The 17543-nt window shown below is 66.3% G+C and carries 18 protein-coding genes; 9 read left to right on the plus strand and 9 right to left on the minus strand.

What is annotated here, in order from left to right; all coding sequences use genetic code 11:
• Positions 1-71: 71 nt before the first annotated feature.
• Complete coding sequence (gene glnL, locus WBB14_RS25910; RefSeq protein WP_424242306.1) at positions 72-1136, plus strand: nitrogen regulation protein NR(II); 1065 nt, start codon at positions 72-74, stop codon at positions 1134-1136.
• Complete coding sequence (gene ntrC, locus WBB14_RS25915; RefSeq protein WP_424242307.1) at positions 1136-2644, plus strand: nitrogen regulation protein NR(I); 1509 nt, start codon at positions 1136-1138, stop codon at positions 2642-2644. Before glnL ends, ntrC begins: the two co-directional genes overlap by 1 nt.
• 18 nt (positions 2645-2662) lie before the next feature.
• Here ntrC and WBB14_RS25920 read toward each other — a convergent pair whose 3' ends face one another.
• Positions 2663-3577 carry a LysR family transcriptional regulator gene (locus WBB14_RS25920; protein WP_424242308.1) on the minus strand — a complete coding sequence of 305 codons (915 nt, stop codon included), beginning with the start codon at positions 3575-3577 and terminating at the stop codon, positions 2663-2665.
• A 179-nt stretch (positions 3578-3756) separates the two neighbouring features.
• On the opposite strand from WBB14_RS25920, the gene WBB14_RS25925 reads away from it, so the two are divergent.
• The 3 genes from WBB14_RS25925 (at position 3757) to WBB14_RS25935 (ending at position 6531) form a co-directional block, all read left to right on the plus strand.
• Positions 3757-4455 (plus strand): pirin family protein, encoded by a 699-nt coding sequence (locus WBB14_RS25925; protein WP_424242309.1) that lies wholly within the window; start codon positions 3757-3759, stop codon positions 4453-4455.
• A 104-nt stretch (positions 4456-4559) separates the two neighbouring features.
• Entirely contained in the window at positions 4560-5465 is a 906-nt protein-coding gene (locus WBB14_RS25930; RefSeq protein WP_424242310.1) for a pirin family protein, read from the plus strand.
• Positions 5466-5553: 88 nt separating this feature from the next.
• Positions 5554-6531 carry a tripartite tricarboxylate transporter substrate binding protein gene (locus WBB14_RS25935; RefSeq protein WP_332015060.1) on the plus strand — a complete coding sequence of 326 codons (978 nt, stop codon included), beginning with the start codon at positions 5554-5556 and terminating at the stop codon, positions 6529-6531.
• 15 nt (positions 6532-6546) lie between these two features.
• Here the strand turns inward: WBB14_RS25935 and WBB14_RS25940 are convergent, their stop codons facing one another.
• The 3 genes from WBB14_RS25940 to WBB14_RS25950 form a co-directional block, all read right to left on the minus strand.
• Entirely contained in the window at positions 6547-7323 is a 777-nt protein-coding gene (locus WBB14_RS25940; RefSeq protein ID WP_424242311.1) for an ABC transporter ATP-binding protein, read from the minus strand.
• 5 nt (positions 7324-7328) lie between these two features.
• A complete protein-coding gene (locus tag WBB14_RS25945) occupies positions 7329-8999 on the minus strand; it encodes an ABC transporter permease (RefSeq protein ID WP_424242312.1) in 1671 nt (556 codons plus the stop codon).
• Positions 9000-9143: 144 nt separating this feature from the next.
• Positions 9144-10187 (minus strand): Fe(3+) ABC transporter substrate-binding protein, encoded by a 1044-nt coding sequence (locus tag WBB14_RS25950; RefSeq protein WP_424242313.1) that lies wholly within the window; start codon positions 10185-10187, stop codon positions 9144-9146.
• Between the two features lie 335 nt (positions 10188-10522).
• Between WBB14_RS25950 and WBB14_RS25955 the strand changes: the two genes are divergently transcribed.
• Together WBB14_RS25955 and WBB14_RS25960 are read left to right on the plus strand one after the other, a co-directional pair.
• Complete coding sequence (locus WBB14_RS25955; protein ID WP_013393972.1) at positions 10523-11299, plus strand: ferredoxin--NADP reductase; 777 nt, start codon at positions 10523-10525, stop codon at positions 11297-11299.
• Positions 11300-11511: 212 nt separating this feature from the next.
• Positions 11512-12303, plus strand: coding sequence for an SDR family oxidoreductase (locus WBB14_RS25960; protein ID WP_424242350.1), 792 nt, complete (start codon positions 11512-11514; stop codon positions 12301-12303).
• 119 nt (positions 12304-12422) lie between these two features.
• Here WBB14_RS25960 and WBB14_RS25965 read toward each other — a convergent pair whose 3' ends face one another.
• The 3 genes from WBB14_RS25965 to WBB14_RS25975 are packed head-to-tail and all read right to left on the minus strand — an operon-like array spanning position 12423 to position 15159.
• The gene (locus WBB14_RS25965; RefSeq protein WP_424242314.1) at positions 12423-13385 is read right to left on the minus strand and encodes a Bug family tripartite tricarboxylate transporter substrate binding protein; all 963 of its coding nucleotides are present in this window, start codon (positions 13383-13385) and stop codon (positions 12423-12425) included.
• A 35-nt stretch (positions 13386-13420) separates the two neighbouring features.
• Entirely contained in the window at positions 13421-13804 is a 384-nt protein-coding gene (locus tag WBB14_RS25970; protein WP_424242315.1) for an AtuA-related protein, read from the minus strand.
• On the minus strand, positions 13801-15159 hold the full coding sequence (locus WBB14_RS25975) for an acyclic terpene utilization AtuA family protein (protein ID WP_424242316.1): 1359 nt from the start codon (positions 15157-15159) through the stop codon (positions 13801-13803). Before WBB14_RS25975 ends, WBB14_RS25970 begins: the two co-directional genes overlap by 4 nt.
• A 97-nt stretch (positions 15160-15256) precedes the next feature.
• On the opposite strand from WBB14_RS25975, the gene WBB14_RS25980 reads away from it, so the two are divergent.
• Positions 15257-16171 (plus strand): LysR family transcriptional regulator, encoded by a 915-nt coding sequence (locus WBB14_RS25980; protein WP_424242317.1) that lies wholly within the window; start codon positions 15257-15259, stop codon positions 16169-16171.
• On the opposite strand, the gene WBB14_RS25985 is transcribed toward WBB14_RS25980, so the two are convergent.
• Together WBB14_RS25985 and WBB14_RS25990 are read right to left on the minus strand one after the other, a co-directional pair.
• A complete protein-coding gene (locus WBB14_RS25985) occupies positions 16168-16764 on the minus strand; it encodes a putative adenosine monophosphate-protein transferase Fic (RefSeq protein ID WP_424242318.1) in 597 nt (198 codons plus the stop codon). The two genes, WBB14_RS25980 and WBB14_RS25985, sit on opposite strands and share 4 nt — an antisense overlap.
• Positions 16765-16766: 2 nt before the next feature.
• Complete coding sequence (locus WBB14_RS25990; RefSeq protein WP_332014284.1) at positions 16767-16934, minus strand: YhfG family protein; 168 nt, start codon at positions 16932-16934, stop codon at positions 16767-16769.
• A 205-nt stretch (positions 16935-17139) separates the two neighbouring features.
• Here WBB14_RS25990 and WBB14_RS25995 point away from each other — a divergent pair, with 205 nt between their 5' ends.
• Positions 17140-17526 carry a Rid family detoxifying hydrolase gene (locus WBB14_RS25995; protein ID WP_424242319.1) on the plus strand — a complete coding sequence of 129 codons (387 nt, stop codon included), beginning with the start codon at positions 17140-17142 and terminating at the stop codon, positions 17524-17526.
• The last annotated feature ends 17 nt before the right edge of the window (positions 17527-17543 follow it).

The following is a 17543-nucleotide window of genomic DNA, read 5'->3' on the forward strand; positions in this document are numbered from 1 at the left end:
GGCGGGCAGGGCGCCCGGTTCCGGCGCCGCCGTCGCGTTCCGCCTTCCCCTCACATTCGGGTATGTAGAAAATGAATGTAGAAGCTCTCGATTTGCTAGCCACGTCCGTTTTCCTGGTCAACGCACGCGGTCATATCGAATACGCCAATGCGGCCGCCGAAGATCTGTTCGGCCGCTCGCGCAAGCAACTGGGCGGCCAATCCGCCGCCACGCTGTTCGACAGTCCGGAAAACATTCAATCCTCCATCGACCGCGCCGCCGCCGGACGCTATGCCGACGTCAGGCAACTGGCCTCGTTGCGCCGCGCCGCCGAATCCGTGGAAGTTTCCGTAACGACCGTCGGGCTGACGGGCCAGCGCTGGCCCGTGCTGATAGAAACTCGCGAGATCGAGCAACGCGTGCTGGCCGATCGCAACCACCGGCTGGTTGACGAGATCGAGGCCCACCGCGAACTGCTGCGCAATCTGGCGCATGAAGTCAAGAATCCCCTGGGCGGCCTGCGCGGCGCCGCGCAACTGCTGGAAGCCGAGCTGCCCAGCGCGGCACTGGCCGAGTACACCCAGGTCATCATTTCCGAAGCCGACCGCCTGCAGGCGCTGGTGGACCGCCTGAGCGGCCCGCAACGTGTGCCGCTGAATGCGCGGCCGGTCAATATCCATGAAATTTGCGAGCGCGTCTGCGCGCTGATCCAGGCTGAATTCCGCAACGACGTCACGCTGCTGCGCGACTACGACGCCTCGGTGCCGGATCTGAAGGGCGATGCCGCCCGCCTGATGCAGGCCGTCCTGAATGTGGCCCGCAATGCCGCGCAGGAACTGGTGGCGCGGCCGCAAGGCCCGCAAACCGAGCCCGGCGTGGTTACGCTGCGCACGCGCGTGGCGCGGCAGGTGATGCTGGCCCACCGGCAGCACCGCCTGGCGCTGGTGCTGTCCATCATCGACAACGGTCCCGGGGTGCCGGATCAGATCCGCGACCGCATCTTCCATCCGCTGGTCACGGCCCGGGCCGGAGGCACCGGCCTGGGCCTGAGCCTGGCGCAGGACTTCGTGCAGCAGCACGGCGGCATCATCGAATTTGAATCCCGGCCTGGCCGCACCGAGTTCCGCCTGGTCCTTCCGATGGAGCCTGCACTCTGATGAAACCCGTATGGATCGTCGACGATGACCAGGCCATCCGCTGGGTCCTGGAAAAGGCCCTGGCGCGCGCCGGGGTCCCCACCCGCAGCTTTTCCCAATCTGCCGACGTGCTGGACGCGCTGTCGCGCGACAAGCCGGCCGCGGAAGCGCCCGCCGCGCTGGTCTCGGATATCCGCATGCCCGGCGGCAACGGACTGGAGCTGCTGCGCCAGTTGAAGGAACGCCATCCCGGCCTGCCCGTGATCGTGATGACCGCGTTCGCGGACCTGGACAGCACCGTATCCGCCTTCCAGGGCGGCGCGTTCGACTACCTGGCCAAGCCTTTCGACGTGAACGAGGCGGTAGCGCTGATCCAGCGCGCCATGCAGGAGTCAGCCCAGCCGGAAGGGCCTGAAGGGCAAGGCGAGTCGGCGCAGAACAATGAACGCTGGATGATGACGCAGTCCTCGTCCACCGCCATGCAGGAAGTGTTCCGGGCAATTGGCCGGCTGGCCCAATCGAAGGTCACCGTGTTGATCACGGGCGAGTCCGGCACCGGCAAGGAGCTGGTGGCGCGCGCCCTGCATGGCCATGGCGTGCGCGCCGGCGGTCCCTTCGTGGCGCTGAATGCGGCGGCCATCCCGCGCGACCTGCTGGAGGCCGAGCTGTTCGGCCACGAACGCGGCGCGTTCACCGGCGCCAACAATCTGCGCCGCGGCCGCTTCGAGGAAGCGCACGGCGGCACGCTGTTCCTGGACGAAATCGGCGACATGCCCATCGAGCTGCAGACGCGCCTGTTGCGCGTGCTGGCCGAAGGCAGTTTCTACCGCGTGGGCGGGGCGCAGCCGGTGCGGGTCGACGTGCGCATCGTCGCCGCCACCCACCAGCCGCTGGAGCAGCGCGTGGAGCAGGGCCTGTTCCGCGAGGACTTGTTCCATCGCCTGAACGTGATCCGGTTGCGCCTGCCGCCCTTGCGCGAGCGGGTCGAGGACATCCCGGCCCTGGCCGGCCACTTCCTGACGTCCAGCGCCCGTGCGCTGGGTGTGCCGGTCAAGCGCCTGACGCCGGAAGCCTTGGCCGTGCTGTCCAAGTTCGATTTTCCGGGCAACGTGCGCCAATTGGAGAACTTCTGTCACTGGCTGACGGTGATGGCTCCCGGCCAGACGGTGGAACCGGCGGATCTGCCGCCGGAAATCCGCGCCATGGAGCACCAGCAACAACCTAGCCTGGCGTTTGCGCGTCCCGCCGCGCCCATGGCCGGCGTGGGTACGGTGGTGCAGGCCGCGGCGCCCGTGGGCGACGATTCATCGCGCAACTGGCAGGATTCCCTGGTGCGCGACGCGCAGTACCGGCTGGAGCGCGGCGAGCCCGCGGTCATGGCCACGCTGACGCGCCAGTTCGAGAAAATCCTGCTGCAAAGCGCGTTGGACGCCAGCCGCGGCCGCCGCGTGGAAGCGGCTACACGCCTGGGCATAGGCCGCAACACCATCACGCGCAAGCTGCGCGAGCTGGGCATCGAAGACGAATAGGGTGCGCGGCCGCGCGCCTTATCCCATCCCCAGCAGGCTCTCGCACAGGCGCGGCGACTTCAATTTCTGCAGCCACCATTTCAAGGCTTCGCCTGGGGGCTCGGAGCGCCAGGCGTAGGCCAGGTGTTCCGTCAGGGACATGCCTTCATCCGTCTCGCATACCACCAGCAATCCTTGCGCCAGATAGGGCGCGGCCAGCGTCAGCGGCAGGTAGCCGCAGCCCAGGCCGCGCACCTGGGCGTCTATCTTCGCCTGCATGGTGGGCATGACCAGCGTGGGCTGTTCAGCAAGGATGCCGCGGGTCTGCGGCGCCAGGTTGCGGGACGTATCCGCCACCACCACCGCGCAGTAGCGCGTGATGTCCCCGCGGCTCAGCGGCTGCGGCAAGGACGCCAGCGGATGGTGCGCAGCCACGCAGAAGCCGAATTGCGATTGCCCGATGGCTTGCGAGCGGTACGGGCCGGTGGGTTCGCCGGCGGCGCCCGCGCCGATGACTAGATCGGCCCGGCCGGAAGTCAGCGCGTCCCAGTTGCCGCTCAGCACTTCGCTGGAAAAGCGCAGCGTGGTGGCGCTGCCCAGCGCCTGGAACTCCTCGATCAGATCGTACAGCGGCCGCCACGGCAGCACGGCGCTGACCGCGATGCGCAATTCCACTTCCCAGCCGGTGGCGATGCGCTTGACGCGGCACGCCAGGTCGTCCAGCGATTGCAGCACGTGGCGCCCATCCTTCAGCAGCGTTTCGCCCGCCGGCGTCAGCAGCGCGCGGTGCCCCGAGCGGTCGAACAGCAGCACGTCCAGCCCGTCTTCCAGCTTGCGGATGGAATAGGTCACCGCCGAGGGCACCTTGCCGAGTTCGCGGGCCGCTTTGGCAAAGCTGCCGTGGCGCGCGATGGCGTCCACCAGGATCAGCAGTTCGGGGGTAATCGCTTGCATGGATGCGCCTGAAATAAGCATTCAAAAAATTTGAATGGTTCCGTCAAAATATAGCGCCAAACAGGCGAGGGCGCACGCGCACAATATCACTCATGCCGGTGGTGCAGCGGCTCCCCTCAAAACGAGGGTGATGAAAGCAGGCTGCACAACCATTCACATTATTGAAACAGGAGTCCGCAATGCTTACCACTCGCCGCGCTGCTGAACGGGGTCACGCCAACCATGGATGGCTGGACTCGTTTCACACCTTTTCCTTTGCCAACTACTACGATCCGGCCCACATGGGCTTCGGCGCCCTGCGCGTGATCAATGATGACCGCATCGCGGCCGGCCGCGGCTTCGGCACGCATGGCCATCGCGACATGGAGATCATCACCTATGTGCTGGACGGCGCGATCGCCCACAAGGACAGCATGGGCAGCGGCTCGACCATCCAGCCCGGCAACGTGCAGCGCATGAGCGCTGGCCGCGGGGTGATGCATTCGGAATTCAATCCGCTGTCGGACCGCGAAACGCACATGCTGCAGATCTGGATCGAGCCCGACGTCGCCGGCATCGCGCCGGAGTACGAAGAGCGCAGCTTCAGCGACGAGCAGAAGCGTGGCCGGTTGCAGGCCCTGGTGTCGCCGGATGGCGCTGACGGTTCGATGAAGATCCATCAGGACGCGCGTCTGTACGGCGGCCTGTTCGATGGCGACGAGTCCGCCGCGCTGGAATTGGCCGCTGGCCGCCGCGCCTGGGTGCATGTGGCCCGCGGCAGCTTGACGGTCAACGGTGTCGAGCTCTCGGCCGGCGACGCGCTCGCCATCACCGACGAGACCCGTGTGGAGCTCTCGGGCGGCAAGAATGCCGAAGTCCTGGTGTTCGACCTGGCGTAACGACCCTGGGCGGGCGGGCTGATGAAGCCCGCCCGCCTTGTTTTTTCCATGCAAGCGGCAGGCCTTAAGATGGCTATTGGCCCCACAACCCGGAGAGTCTGATCATGTCCACCTTGTCCGAAGCCGGCGAAAGCCAGATTGAATCCGTCGTGGTGCCGCGCACCAGCGACCTGGGCGGTTTTTCCGTGCGCCGCGCCATCCCGTCCGCGCAGCGCCGCACCGTCGGGCCGTTCGTCTTCCTGGACCACATGGGTCCGGTCGAGTTTGCGCCCGGTAGCGGCATAGACGTGCGCCCGCACCCCCATATCGGCCTGTCCACCGTGACCTACCTGTACGAAGGGTCCATGGTGCACCGCGACGGCGCGGGCAATACCCAGACCATCCTGCCTGGCGAGGTCAACTGGATGACGGCCGGCCGCGGCATCGTGCACTCGGAACGTTCCTCGCCTGAAAGCCGCCAGGGCGTGCAGCGCCTCTGTGGCCTGCAGATCTGGGTGGGTCTGCCGAAGGAGCATGAAGAGACCGATCCGGGCTTCACCCACTACGGGCTGGATGCGCAGCCTGTCGTTGAAGGCGAGGGCGTGCGCGCCCAGGTGGTGGCGGGTTCGCTGTTCGGCAAGACGTCCTCGGTGAAGACGTTGTCGCCGCTGTTTTATGGTGACCTGCAATTGCAGGCCGGCGCGACCACGGTGTTGCCGGCTGAGCACGAAGAGCGCGCCGCCTATCTGGCGCAAGGCACGGTCGAGATCGACGGCCAGGAGTTCGAAAGCGGCCGCCTGGTCGTGTTCGCGCCCGGCCGGCCCGTGCAGATCCGCGCCAAGACCGCGGCGCGCTTTGCCGTGATCGGCGGCGAGCCCCTGGATGGCCCGCGCTTCGTGTGGTGGAACTTCGTTTCCAGCAACAAGGACCGCATCGAACAGGCCAAGCAGGACTGGCAGCGCAACCGCTTCGACCAGATCGTGCCGGGCGACGAGACCGAATACATCCCGCTGCCCGAGCCGCGCGCCTGAAGTTGCACGCACACCGGCCGCGCAAGCGCGGCGCGGCCGGCGGTATGATGCGCCTCCCGACCCAACAACAAACCGGGATGGAGACATCATGCATCGCTACACATTCAATGCGCTGCGCGGCCTGGCCGCGCTGGCGCTGATCCAGGGCGCATCGGCCGCGCTCGCCGCCGGCTATCCGGCCAAGCCCATCACCTTCATCGTGCCCTATACGGCGGGCGGCACCACCGACCTGGTGGCGCGCACGGCTGGCCAGAAAGTGGCCGAAAAGCTGGGCCAGCCTGTCATCGTCGAAAACCGCCCGGGCGCAGGCGGCAACATCGGCATGGACGCCGTGGCCAAGGCTGCGCCCGACGGCTACACCATTGGCTTCGGCGCGATTTCCACGAACGCCCTAAACCCCTTCGTCTACCCGTCCATGCCGTTCGATCCCACCAAGGATTTCACGGGCGTCAGCATGCTGGGCGCGTCCACCGTGGTGCTGGAGGTCGGTCCGGCCTTGAAGGTCGATAGCGTCAAGGACCTGGTGGCCTACGCCAAGCAGCATCCGGGCACCTCGTTCGGCACGCCGGGCACCGGTACCTCCATGCATCTGGCCGGCGTGATGTTCGACCAGCTGACCGGCGCCGGCATGCAGCACATTCCGTACAAGGGCAGCGCGCAGGGTCTGAACGATCTGCTGGGCGGGCACCTGCCGGTAATGTTCGACAATCTGCCGGCGTCGCTGCCGCACATCAAGGCGGGCAAGGTGCATGCGTTGGCGGTGACCGGCAGCAAGCGCGCGCCGGCCTTGCCGGACGTGCCGACGCTGGCCGAGCTGGGTTACGAGGCTGCCGTGGTGGATCCGTGGTTCGCGGTCTATGGCCCGGCGAAGATGTCGCCGGAGGTGACCCGTGCCCTGAGCGAAGCCTTCCAATGGGCGCTGGCCTTGCCGGAAGTGAAGACCAAGCTGGAGCAGGCCGGCTTCATGCCCTACGGTTCCACGCCGCAGGAAGTGGAACGCCTGACCCAAAGCCAGCACGAGGCCTTCAAGGCCTTGTCGCAGAAGGTGAAGCTGTCGGCCGACTGAGCGGCCGGCGCAGACTCAGCGGCCGCGGGCGTAGGCCTGCTCGCGCCGCTCTTCCAGCGCTTCGCGGCGGATGAAATCGCGCACGAAGTCGCTGGCGGGATGATGGTGCAGGTTATAGGGCGTATCCCACTGCGCGATGCTGCCCTGGGACATGACGCCGATGCGGTCGGCGATGGCGAAGGCTTCCGCCTGGTTGTGCGTCACCAGGATGGCCGTATGGCCGGTGGTCTTGAGGATGTCGCGCACTTCGAACGCCAGGCGCTCGCGCGTGTCCACGTCCAGGTTGGAGAACGGTTCGTCCAGCAGTAGCAGGTCGGGCGAGGGCGCCAGCGCGCGCGCCAGCGCCACGCGCTGTTGCTGACCGCCGGAAATCTCGTGGGGATAGCTGTTGGCGGCATGCGCCAGGCCCACCAGTTCCAGCATTTCCTCGACCCGCCGGGCGCGCTCGGGGCGGGCCAACTTGCGCAGGCCAAAGGCCACGTTCAGCGCAACCGACAGGTGCGGAAACAGCGCGTAGTCCTGGAACATCATGCCCACGCGGCGATGCTCGGGCGCCACCTGCACGGCGGGCGAGGAGATGACCGTGCCGTCCAGCAGGATGCGTCCGGCCCGTACCGGCTCGAAGCCGGCAATGGCGCGCAGCACCGTGGTCTTACCGCAGCCGGACTCGCCCAGCAGGCAGCCGATATGGCCGACGGGCAGGCCCAGCGTCAGGTCCTGCACCACGGGCTTGAGTCCCGCCGGGGTGTCGTAGGCGAGGGAAAGGTGATCGAGTTCTAACAGATCGGGCACGGTGATCAATGTCCCATTTTCAGATTGGTGCGCGCCAGCAGGATGACGGGGAACAGGCCGGCCAACACGATGGCCAGCGCCGCGACGGCGCCTTCTTCATAGGTGCCGCGGGCGGCTTCCGCGTAGAGCCAGGTGGCGAGCGTGTCGAAATTCATGGGCCGCAGCAGCAGCGTCGCAGGCAGTTCCTTCATGGCGTCCACGAACACCAGCAGGGCGCTGGCCGCCAGTGCCGGGCGCAGGAGCGGCAGATGCACGCGGCGCAGCGTGCCGGCCGAGCTTTCGCCCAGCAGGCGCGAAGCCTGCTCCAGCGACGGCGGGATGCGGGCCAGGCCGGCTTCCAGCGCGCCGGTTGAAATCGCCAGGAAGCGGATCGCGTAGGCGCAGACCAGCGCGCCCATCGACCCCATCAGGAAAAGGCCGGTGCCGCCGAATACCTTGGCGACCGCGGTGTCGATCCAGACGAAAGGCGTGAGCAGCCCGATAGCCAGTACCGTGCCGGGCACCGCATAGCCCAGGCTGGCGATGCGCGCGCAGGCGCGGCCGGGGTTGAAGCCCGAGCTTTCGCGTAGCGTGCGTCCGGCCCAGGCAACGATCAGTCCGCACAGCAAAGTGACGATGGTGGCGCTGAAGGCCACGATGAGCGTATTGCTCAAGCCGTTGAGCAGTTGCTGCGACACGCCGCCAACCAGATGCATGCGCTTGTAGGTTTCCACGATCAGGTAGAGCGCGGGCGCGACGAAACCCGCCAGCACCGGGATCCAGCCTAGTACTGCGGCTATGGCGCCAGCGGTGCCGCGCAGGCGGCGCGGCTGCATCGGGCGCATGCGCTGCGTGTTGGCGTAACGCTGGCGCTTGCGTCCATGGCGTTCCAGCAGGATCAGCCCGATCACGATCGCCAGCATGGTCAGCGCGATCTGGGCCGCGCCAGCCAGGTCGGAACGCGTGACCCAGGTGGTGTAGACCGACACGGTCAGCGTCTGCACGCCCAGGAATTCGGAGGCGCCGATATCGTTCAGCGTTTCCAGCAGCGCCAGGCTCACGCCCACCACGATGGCGGGCCGGGCCAGGGGCAGGGCCACGCGAAAGAACACGGCGACGCGTCCGGCGCCCAGCGTGCGTGCCGCTTCCAGCAGGCTCGCGGCCTGCGTCATGAACATGACGCGGGTGCTCAGGTAGACGTAGGGATACAGCACGAAACCCAGCACGAAGATCGCGCCGTAGATCGAACGCAGGTCCGGCAGGCGGAACTGGCGCGGGCTGTCGTAGCCCAGCACCGCGCGGATCCCGCTCTGGATCGGGCCTATCGGGTGCAGCAGGTCCAGATAGGCGAAGGCGATGATGTAGGTCGGCACCGCCAGTGGCAATAGCAGCGCCCAGGTCAGCACGCGGCGGGTGGGGAAGTCGTAGGCGGTCACCAGCCAGGCCGCGCCCGTGCCCAGCAGCGTGACCAACACGCCCACGCCGGCCAGCAGCAAGGCTGTATTGGCCAGCGCCTGAGGCAGCACATAGCTGGCCAGATGCTGCCAATGCGAAAGATCACCGCCCAGCGCCCACCAGCCCAGCGTCAGGACGGGAGCCAAGACGGCCAGCGCGATCAGGGCGGCGCCGGCCAGCCAGCCGGCCCCGCGTTCAGTCCAGCGCAGACGCAGCGGCCGCGGCAAAGAATCAGTGTGCATGCTTCAAGTCGATTGCATCAATGGCAAGGCCTGCTCCCTCCAGAAAAGGGAGCAGGCCCTACGCGCTGGCCTGGGCGCGGCCCGCGCGTGTGTCACTGCCACATGGTCGCGCCGCGCCGCAAGGCGTGGCGTGCCACGGGCTTATCAGTTGTCGAAACCGACCTTGTCCACCAGTTCGCTGGCTTGCTTGCGATGCTTGGCGATCTCGGTCAGCGGCAGCGGGTCCACCTTCAGCTCGCCAAAGCTGGCGATCACGGGGTCCAGCTTCACGCCCTTGCGGACGGGGTATTCATAGTTGGCCTGCGCATATATGGCCTGGGCGGGTTCGGACACCAGGTAGTCCAGCAGTTTGATCGCGTTGGCCTTGTTGGGCGCGTGGGCCGCCACGGCTGCGCCGCTGACGTTCACGTGCGTGCCGCCGCTCTTGGCGTTGGCGAAGGTCGGGCGGATGACCTTGATGGCATCGCCCCACTTGCGTGCGTCGGTGCCGGCTTCGGCATTCTTCATGTGGCCCACGTAATAGGCATTGGCCAGGCCGATGTCGCAGATGCCACCCAGGATGTCGCGGGCCACGTCGCGGTCGCCGCCGGCGGCCTTGCGGGCCAGGTTGGCCTTGACGCCGCGCAGCCATTTTTCGGTGGCTTCGGCGCCGTCATGCGCGATCATGGAGGCGACCAGCGCGGTATTGTAGGGATGCTGGCCCGAACGGATGCAGACCTTGCCCTTCCACTTGGGATCGGCCAGGTCTTCGTAGCGGAAGGCTTCCAGCTTCAGGTCCTTTTCCACGTACAGCACGCGGTCGCGCAGCGACAGGGCGTACCACTTGCCGTCGGCACCGCGCAGGTTGGCCGGAATGACGGATTCCAGGGTTTGCGACTTGACCGACTGAGTCACGCCGCCGTCGACCAGATCCAGCAGGTTGCCGATGTCCACGGTCATCAGGACGTCGGCGGGCGACTTGGCGCCTTCGGCCTTGACGCGTTCCAGCAGGCCGTCCTTGACGAAGACCGTATTGACCTTGATGCCGCTTTCCTTGGTGAAGGCGTCCAGCAGCGGCTGGATCAGCTTGGGTTCCCGAGTGGTGTAGAGGCTGACTTCCTCGGCGGCGTTGGCCGACACGGTGAAGGCGGCGGCGCCGGCCAGCGCCAGGGCGCGCAGCAGCGAATTCAATTGGGGACGCTTGTTCATGAGGAGGTGCTCCGGCTAGGGCTGCAGTGGAAATCCCGGATGTCCAGGCCTTCCACTGCTCAAAACGGTCTGCTAACGAAAATGATTATCAAATGAGAACGCGACGATAACAGGAAGCAAAGCGGCGTTCAACTACTAGTAAGTCAGGCGGACTTAAGGCTTGATCCCCATCAATACGGCATAAGCGTATTACGGAATAATGAGAGCAGTTATCATCGAGACCCTGTAGAATAGGGTCAACCCTAATGCCGGCCGCGTCTTTTTTGCGGCACGGAATGACCCAGCGGCACAAGCCGGGCGCATTGCCCGGGGCGGTCGCCCTAATTTGATACGACATGGCTGCTTTCAACACTGAGCGCGTACTAAGCGTGCACCACTGGAACGACACCCTGTTTTCCTTCACCACGACGCGTGACTCGGCCTTGCGGTTCCACAATGGCCACTTCGTGATGATCGGATTGGAAGTTGAAGGCAAGCCCCTGCTGCGGGCCTACAGCATCGCCAGCGCCAACTATGAAGAGAACCTCGAGTTCCTCAGCATCAAGGTGCAGAACGGTCCGCTCACGTCGCGCCTGCAGCATCTGAAGGAAGGCGACACCATCCTGGTCAGCCGCAAGCCGGTGGGCACGCTGGTCGTTGACGACCTGAAGCCGGGCAAGCACCTGTTCCTGTTCGGCACGGGCACCGGCCTGGCGCCTTTCATGAGCATCATCAAGGACCCGGACATTTACGAACGCTTCGACAAGGTCATCCTGGTGCATGGCGTGCGCTGGGTCAGCGAGTTGGCCTATGCCGACTTCATCGAAAAAGAGCTGCCGAACAACGAGTTTTTCGGCGATGTGGTACGCGATAAGCTGGTGTACTACCCGACGGTCACGCGTGAACCGTTCCGCAACCAGGGCCGCATCACGGAACTGATGGAAAACGGCAAGTTGTGCGAAGACATCGGCATTCCCCAGATCAACCCGGAAACCGACCGCGCCATGATCTGCGGCAGCCCGCATATGCTGGCCGATATCAGCGCCATGCTGGACAAGCGCGGCTTCACGGTGTCGCCGGGCGTGGGCCAGCCGGGCGACTACGTGGTCGAGCGGGCATTCGTGGACAAATAAGTCCCGGCGCAGGCCCCAAACCAGAAACCCATCGCGGCGATGCGATGGGTTTTTGTTTTTTGGCGCTATACGGCACAGGCGCGAAGTGCAGCCACACCGCCTTCCATGAGGCGTACACGGCGCTGATGAAGCGCGACAATGCAACGTTCAAGGCGCTGATCGGGAAATCCGGCATGCGTCAATGGACTGCAAACAACGACAGGGAGCAAGAAATGGATCTGGGCATTACCGGCAGGACCGCGCTGGTGGGCGGCGCGAGCAAGGGCCTGGGCTATGGCTGCGCGCTGGCCCTGGTGCGCGAAGGCGTCAACGTGGTGATCGTCGCGCGCGGCGCCGACGCCCTCGAGGCCGCGCGGCAGCAGCTGCTGCAGGCGCGGCCGGACGGCAAGGCCTTCGTCAAGGCCGTGGCGGCCGACATCACCACGCCGCAAGGCCGTGAGGCCGTGTTCGCCGCGCACCGCGACTACGACATCGTGGTCACGAATGCGGGCGGCCCGCCGCCCGGGGATTTCCGGGATTGGGGCAGGGAGCAGTGGCTGTGCGCGATCGACGCGAACATGCTTGCGCCGATCGAACTGATCAAGGCCACGGTGGACGGCATGGCCGAGCGCGGCTTCGGACGCATCGTCAACATTACTTCCAGCGCCGTCAAGGCGCCGATCGACATCCTGGGCCTGTCCAACGGCGCGCGCAGCGGCTTGACCGGCTTCGTGGCGGGCGTGGCGCGCAGCGACATCGCGGCGCGCGGCGTCACGATCAACAATCTGCTGCCGGGCGCATTCGCCACCGACCGGCTGAGCTCGGCCCTGGCGGCTTCGGCAGCCAAGACGGGGCAGGATGCGCAAGCCGTGCGCGCCCAACGCCAGGCGGCGATACCGGCCGGTCGCTTTGGCAACGCGGAGGAGTTCGGCGCCATCTGCGCCTTCCTGTGCAGCGTCCATGCGGGTTACGTCACCGGCCAGAACGTGCTGGCCGACGGCGGCGCCTATCCCGGCACTTTCTGAGAGGACGGCACCGAGGTTTCAAGCAGGTCTGTTTGCGGGTCAGAGGGCGGTGGTGTATTCGCGCCGCGCAGGACTGCGGGGCGGCGCGCCGGTACACCGCCGCCCCCGGCTGTTCCGGCCTACTCAGGCTGGATGCCGGCCTTCTTGATGATTTCGCCCCATTTCTTCGACTCGGCCTGCTGGAACTTCGCGAGCTCGTCCGGGGTGGAACTGGCGGCGTCAGTGCCCGTCTGCGCATAGAACTGCTTGGCCGGCGCGCTTGCCGTGGCCTTGACCAGCAACTCGTTCAGACGCTTGATGACTTCCGGCGGCGTGCCGGCCGGCGCATAGGCGGCAAACCAGTAACCCATTTCATAGCCCGGCACGCCGGCTTCGGCGATGGTGGGCACGTCCGGCGCCAGCGGCGAACGCGCCAGGCCGGTGACGCCCAGCGCGCGCAGCTTGCCCGACTTGACCTGGGGTAGGCCGGTAGCCGTGTCGGTGATCATCATGTCGATCTGGCCGCCCAACAGGTCGGTGACCGCAAGCGGGTTGCTCTTGTACGGTACGTGCAGCAGCTGCACGCCCGCCATCTGCTGCAGCAGCTCGCCGGCGATGCGGCTGCTGGAGCTGCCGCTGCCGAAGCTCAGCTTGCCGGGCGACTGCTTGGCCTGGGCCAGGAAGTCGTCGACGGTCTTGGCCTGCGAACCGGGATTCACCACCATGATCTGGCCGCCTTTGCCCAGCAGGGTCAGCGGCGCGTAGTCCTTGACCGGGTTGTAGGTCAGCGTCTTGTACAGATGTTCGTTGGCGGCGTGCGTGGTATTGGTGGTGATCAGCACCGTATAGCCGTCGGGGGCGGCGCGGGCGCCGGCGGCGGCGCCTATCATCGCGCTGGCGCCGGGCTTGTTCTCGATCACGACGGCCTGGCCGGTCTGTTCGGTGACCCCCTGGCCGATGGCCCGGCCGATCTGGTCGGTGGCGCTGCCGGCCGCGAACGGCACGATGAAAGTGATGGGCTTGGCGGGGAACTGGGCCATGGCGCTCAAGGGCAGGGCGGCGGCCAGCAGCAAGGCCAGCCGGCCTTTGGTAGCAATGCGCATGTGTGTCTCCTGTGGGGTTCTTATAGGAATTGAAATCAGGCGGCCGCGGGGCGGTCGCCGGGTATGTCTGGCAGCCGGCCAGCCAGCGCCGGGCTGACCTCGACCGTCATGTCCAGCAATCTGAAGGACAGGCTCTTGCCGTGCGTGTCCAGGTTGAGGGCATCGTTGACGCCGCCGTCCAGCACGCCTTCAAGCACGAAGTTCATGGCGTGCAGCGTGGGCAGCGTGTAGCGGGTGACGCGCCGGGGATGGCGGTAGGCGAACCAGGCGGCGACGCGGGCTTCGGTGGCCTGGGCGGCCAACACCTCGTAGCATTCAGGGTCCCAGGCGATCAGGCTCAGGTTGGAGATGTCGCCCTTGTCGCCCGAGCGGCTGTGGGCCAGGCGGTACAAGGGGACCGCGATCAGCGGCGGATTCATTGCGGGGCTTCCTCCAGGAAGGTCCAGCCGCTGGGCACGGCGCCACGTGGCAGGGTGCAGGACATCATGTTCAGGCGCGGCCGCAGCGCGGTGCGCACGCCGCCGCCGCCGGCCGGGCCGCAGGTATAGAGCGCGGTGACTTCGCGCAGCACGCTCTCGGCCAGCTTGCGGTCCATGTGTTCGGCGGCGATGCGCAGGCGCACGTCGCGCCCATGGACGTCGGGCTGGCGGGACAGCATTTCGCCAGCATCGTCGCCCAGGATGCTGATGGCGCCGATCAGGTCAGCGCGCAGGCGCAGCGCCGGGTCCAGGCGCCTGCGCACGATGTCGGCCGCCAGGCGCGCGCGCGCCTCGGCCTGCACGCCGGCATAGGAGATCTCGGCCTCGGCCAGCCAGCCGCCGTGGTAGCAAACGTTGACCTTGAGTTCATCGGGACGCGCATGGCCGGTGATGCCGCGCACCGCCACCCGGTCGCCGCCTAGGTCGGCCACTGTGGCAAGGCTCAGGTCGGCGACGACGTCCGGCGTCAGGTAGCGCGCGGGATCGTGCACTTCGTACAGCAGCTGTTCCTTGACCGTGCGCGCGTCGACCATGCCGCCGGTGCCGTCTGCCTTGCCGATCACGAACTCGCCGTCGGCATGGATCTCGGCGATGGGAAAGCCCGCAGCGTGCACGTCCGGCACGTCCTTGAGGCCCGGCACGCAGAAGTAGCCGCCGGTAACCTGCAAGCCGCATTCCAGCATGTGGCCGGCCATGGTGGCGCGGCCCAGGCGCGGCCAATCGTCCATGGCCCAGCCAAAGTGCGCCAGGGCCGGGCCCAGCGTCAGGGAGGGGTCGGACACGCGGCCTGCCACCACCACCTGCGCGCCGGCAGCCAGCGCCTCCGCGATCTCGGTGGCGCCGAGGTAGGCGGTGGCGCTGACCACGTCCAAGCCGTCCAGCGCGCCGCCCAGGCGTTGACGCAGCAATTCCCGCTGCGCACCGCTCGCGAGCGCATCGCCGTGCACCACCGCGATGCGGGGCGCGGGCAGGCCTTGTTGCCGGGCGAGCGCGGCAATGCGTCTGGCTGCGGCGGCGGGGTTCGCCGCGCCGAAGTTGCCGACGATATTGATGCCGTGGCGCAGGCAGTCGCCGAGCACGGGGCCGACCAGCTCGTCCAGCAAGGGCTCGTAGCCGCGCTCCGGATCCGCGTTACGCGCCAGCTGGGCCAGCGCCAGCGTGCGTTCGGCCAGCGTTTCGTAGATCAGCACGCCGCCGCCTCGGGCGATCAAGGTACGAACCACGGCGGCGGCGCCGTCACTGCGGTCGCCGGAAAATCCGGAGGCGCAGCCTATGTAGAGGGGGGATAGTGGCATACGGATTCGGTGCTGGATCGGGGTATCTGAGTTCACTATAGGCATCCGCCGCTAATCAGTAAAATAGAAAGATCGGATCAATTCATAGAAAAAAGCCATGAATCTATCTGCCCGGCAATTGCGCGCGTTCGTGGCCCTGGCCGAAGAAAAACACTTCACCCGGGCGGCTCAGCGTTGCCACCTGACGCAGCCGGCCTTCAGCGCCCTGATCCGCCAGCTGGAAGACAGCGCCGGCTTGCGCCTGTTCGACCGCAACACGCGCCATGTCGAGCTGACGGCGGAAGGCCAGGTGCTGGACGCGACAGCGCGCAGGCTGTTGGCCGACATGGACCTGGTGATGGAAGACCTGCGCGATCATGCCGCAAGGCGCCGCGGGCGGGTGGCGCTGGCGGCCTTGCCCTCGCTCGCCGCAGGCTGGCTGCCGGGGCTATTGGCGCGTTTTCGCGAGGCCTATCCAGGCATCACGGTGGACCTGCGGGATGCTTTGCTGGATCCCTGCCTGGACCTGGTGCAGGCAGGGCAGGTGGATTTCGCGGTGGCTTCCCGACGGCCGGACATGAACGACCTGGACAGCGAGTTCCTGCATGCGGACCGCTATTTCCTGGTCTGCCGCGCCGACCATCCGCTGGCGGACGCAGGCAAGGCCCGGCTGCGCGACATCTTGCGCTATCCCATGATCCAGCTGGCGCGGGGCAGCAGCGTGCGCAAGCACCTGGATGCCGCCTTGGGCGCCGACGCGCCGGCGCCCGTGTTCGAGGTGGAGCACCTGGCGACGGCGACGGGGCTGGTGCGCGCCGGCCTGGGCATCTCGGTGGTGCCGGCGATGACGCTGTTCCATTTCGGCGGCGCCGACCTGCGCATCGTGCCGCTGGCAGGCAAGGCCCTGACCCGGCCGCTCTACCTGGTGCGGCGCAAGGGCCGCACGCTGTCGGTCGCGGCGCAGGCCTTGTATGACTTGCTGCGGGAGCATCGGGGGGATATCGACAGCCCGAGCTTGGCTGGGCCGCGCTAGCCGTCTATCCGCTGGCCGACGCAGCGTTGGAACACGGCCTGCAGCGGTGCATAGTCGCAGAGCACGGCCGCGATGTTGGCGTCGACCCATTCCATTTGCGTCACTGGCCACCAACCGATCTCGTAGCCCGCATTGAGGATAAGGTGCTCGAACAGGAGGCGTTGGGCGCGGCCGTTTCCTTCTCGGAAGGGATGAATCATGTTGAGGTCGCCATAGGCGACAGCGACAGCGGCTATCAGGGCGTCACGCGGCAGGTCGATGAACCAGTGGGCTTGTGCCAGGGCCGCGAAGATCTTGTTGGCCTCGGGTTCGATTCTGGGTGTGTTGCAGAAGCGGGTGCCGCCTTTTGCAATATCGATGGTGCGCAGCTCACCCGCCCAGTCGTAGAGATCCTGAAACAGCGCGCGATGGAGCTGCTTCAGGTAAGCAAGGTCGTAGGGAGGCAGGGAAAACTCGAGCTGGCTGACGGCGATCTCGGAAAGATCCTGCTCAGCCTGCGCGAGCCGCGCATCGTCCCGGATGTCCAGCCGGTTACGCAGCGAGTAGCTGCCTGGATAGCAGTACGGATCCTGTCCGGTGCCGTACTTGTCCAATGTCAGGCAGGCTTGCGATAGGCGCGCAACACGGCCTCGCGCGAAGGAAGTTCGCGCTTCGCGTCGGCGGGTGTGAGCGGGTAGCCTTCCAGGCGCATGCTGGCCGCGTAGTTCAAACGGCGCACCTTTTCCCAGTAGTCCAACTTGGCTTGCAGGGTGCTGTTTTTCAAGAAAAGCGCCTTATCTGAGAACCTGCGGGATAGTCTGGTGATTATAACGAAGCCGGCCTGGAACCTGGCTGATTCAGCCTTTGCGGGACCGGCCCATATTCAGTCCTGCACCCACCCTAAGGCGTTCAGCTACTTTCGCAAAAGTCTATTGCTCGATACACTTCGATAGTTGTAGTTTCTATCCGTCTTTCGAAGGATTCCGCCCATGAGCAAGCAAATCATCCATACCGACTCCGCGCCCGCCGCGGTAGGCCCTTACTCGCAAGCGGTTGCCGTAAGCGGCACCAAGACTGTGTACCTCTCGGGCCAGATCGGCCTGGAGCCGGGCACTGGCGATCTGGTTTCCGAGAACTTCGATGCCCAGGTGCGTCAGGCTTTCGCGAACATGCAGGAAGTCATCAAGGCCGCCGGCGGCACGCTGGACAATGTGGTCAAGCTGACGCTGTTCCTGACCGACCTGGGCAAGTTCACGGCCGCCAACGCCATCATGGCCGAGATCATTCCCCAGCCGTTCCCGGCGCGCTCCACCATCGGCGTGGCCAGCCTGCCCAAGGGCGCGCAGTTCGAAGTCGAAGCGATTCTGGTCCTGTAAAGCCCACCCGGACTTTT

Source organism: Achromobacter sp., from assembly GCF_049647645.1.
In the GTDB taxonomy this organism is placed as follows: Bacteria; Pseudomonadota; Gammaproteobacteria; order Burkholderiales; family Burkholderiaceae_B; genus Achromobacter.

Coding starts and splice junctions, on each gene's coding strand:
- WBB14_RS25925 (WP_424242309.1), top strand. CDS start 3,757: ATGCTTACCACTCGCCGCGCTGCTGAACGGGGTCACGCCAACCATGGA.
- WBB14_RS25955 (WP_013393972.1), top strand. CDS start 10,523: ATGGCTGCTTTCAACACTGAGCGCGTACTAAGCGTGCACCACTGGAAC.
- WBB14_RS25930 (WP_424242310.1), top strand. CDS start 4,560: ATGTCCACCTTGTCCGAAGCCGGCGAAAGCCAGATTGAATCCGTCGTG.
- WBB14_RS25945 (WP_424242312.1), bottom strand. CDS start 8,999: ATGCACACTGATTCTTTGCCGCGGCCGCTGCGTCTGCGCTGGACTGAA.
- WBB14_RS25950 (WP_424242313.1), bottom strand. CDS start 10,187: ATGAACAAGCGTCCCCAATTGAATTCGCTGCTGCGCGCCCTGGCGCTG.
- glnL (WP_424242306.1), top strand. CDS start 72: ATGAATGTAGAAGCTCTCGATTTGCTAGCCACGTCCGTTTTCCTGGTC.
- ntrC (WP_424242307.1), top strand. CDS start 1,136: ATGAAACCCGTATGGATCGTCGACGATGACCAGGCCATCCGCTGGGTC.
- WBB14_RS25980 (WP_424242317.1), top strand. CDS start 15,257: ATGAATCTATCTGCCCGGCAATTGCGCGCGTTCGTGGCCCTGGCCGAA.
- WBB14_RS25995 (WP_424242319.1), top strand. CDS start 17,140: ATGAGCAAGCAAATCATCCATACCGACTCCGCGCCCGCCGCGGTAGGC.
- WBB14_RS25935 (WP_332015060.1), top strand. CDS start 5,554: ATGCATCGCTACACATTCAATGCGCTGCGCGGCCTGGCCGCGCTGGCG.
- WBB14_RS25975 (WP_424242316.1), bottom strand. CDS start 15,159: ATGCCACTATCCCCCCTCTACATAGGCTGCGCCTCCGGATTTTCCGGC.
- WBB14_RS25960 (WP_424242350.1), top strand. CDS start 11,512: ATGGATCTGGGCATTACCGGCAGGACCGCGCTGGTGGGCGGCGCGAGC.
- WBB14_RS25970 (WP_424242315.1), bottom strand. CDS start 13,804: ATGAATCCGCCGCTGATCGCGGTCCCCTTGTACCGCCTGGCCCACAGC.
- WBB14_RS25965 (WP_424242314.1), bottom strand. CDS start 13,385: ATGCGCATTGCTACCAAAGGCCGGCTGGCCTTGCTGCTGGCCGCCGCC.
- WBB14_RS25920 (WP_424242308.1), bottom strand. CDS start 3,577: ATGCAAGCGATTACCCCCGAACTGCTGATCCTGGTGGACGCCATCGCG.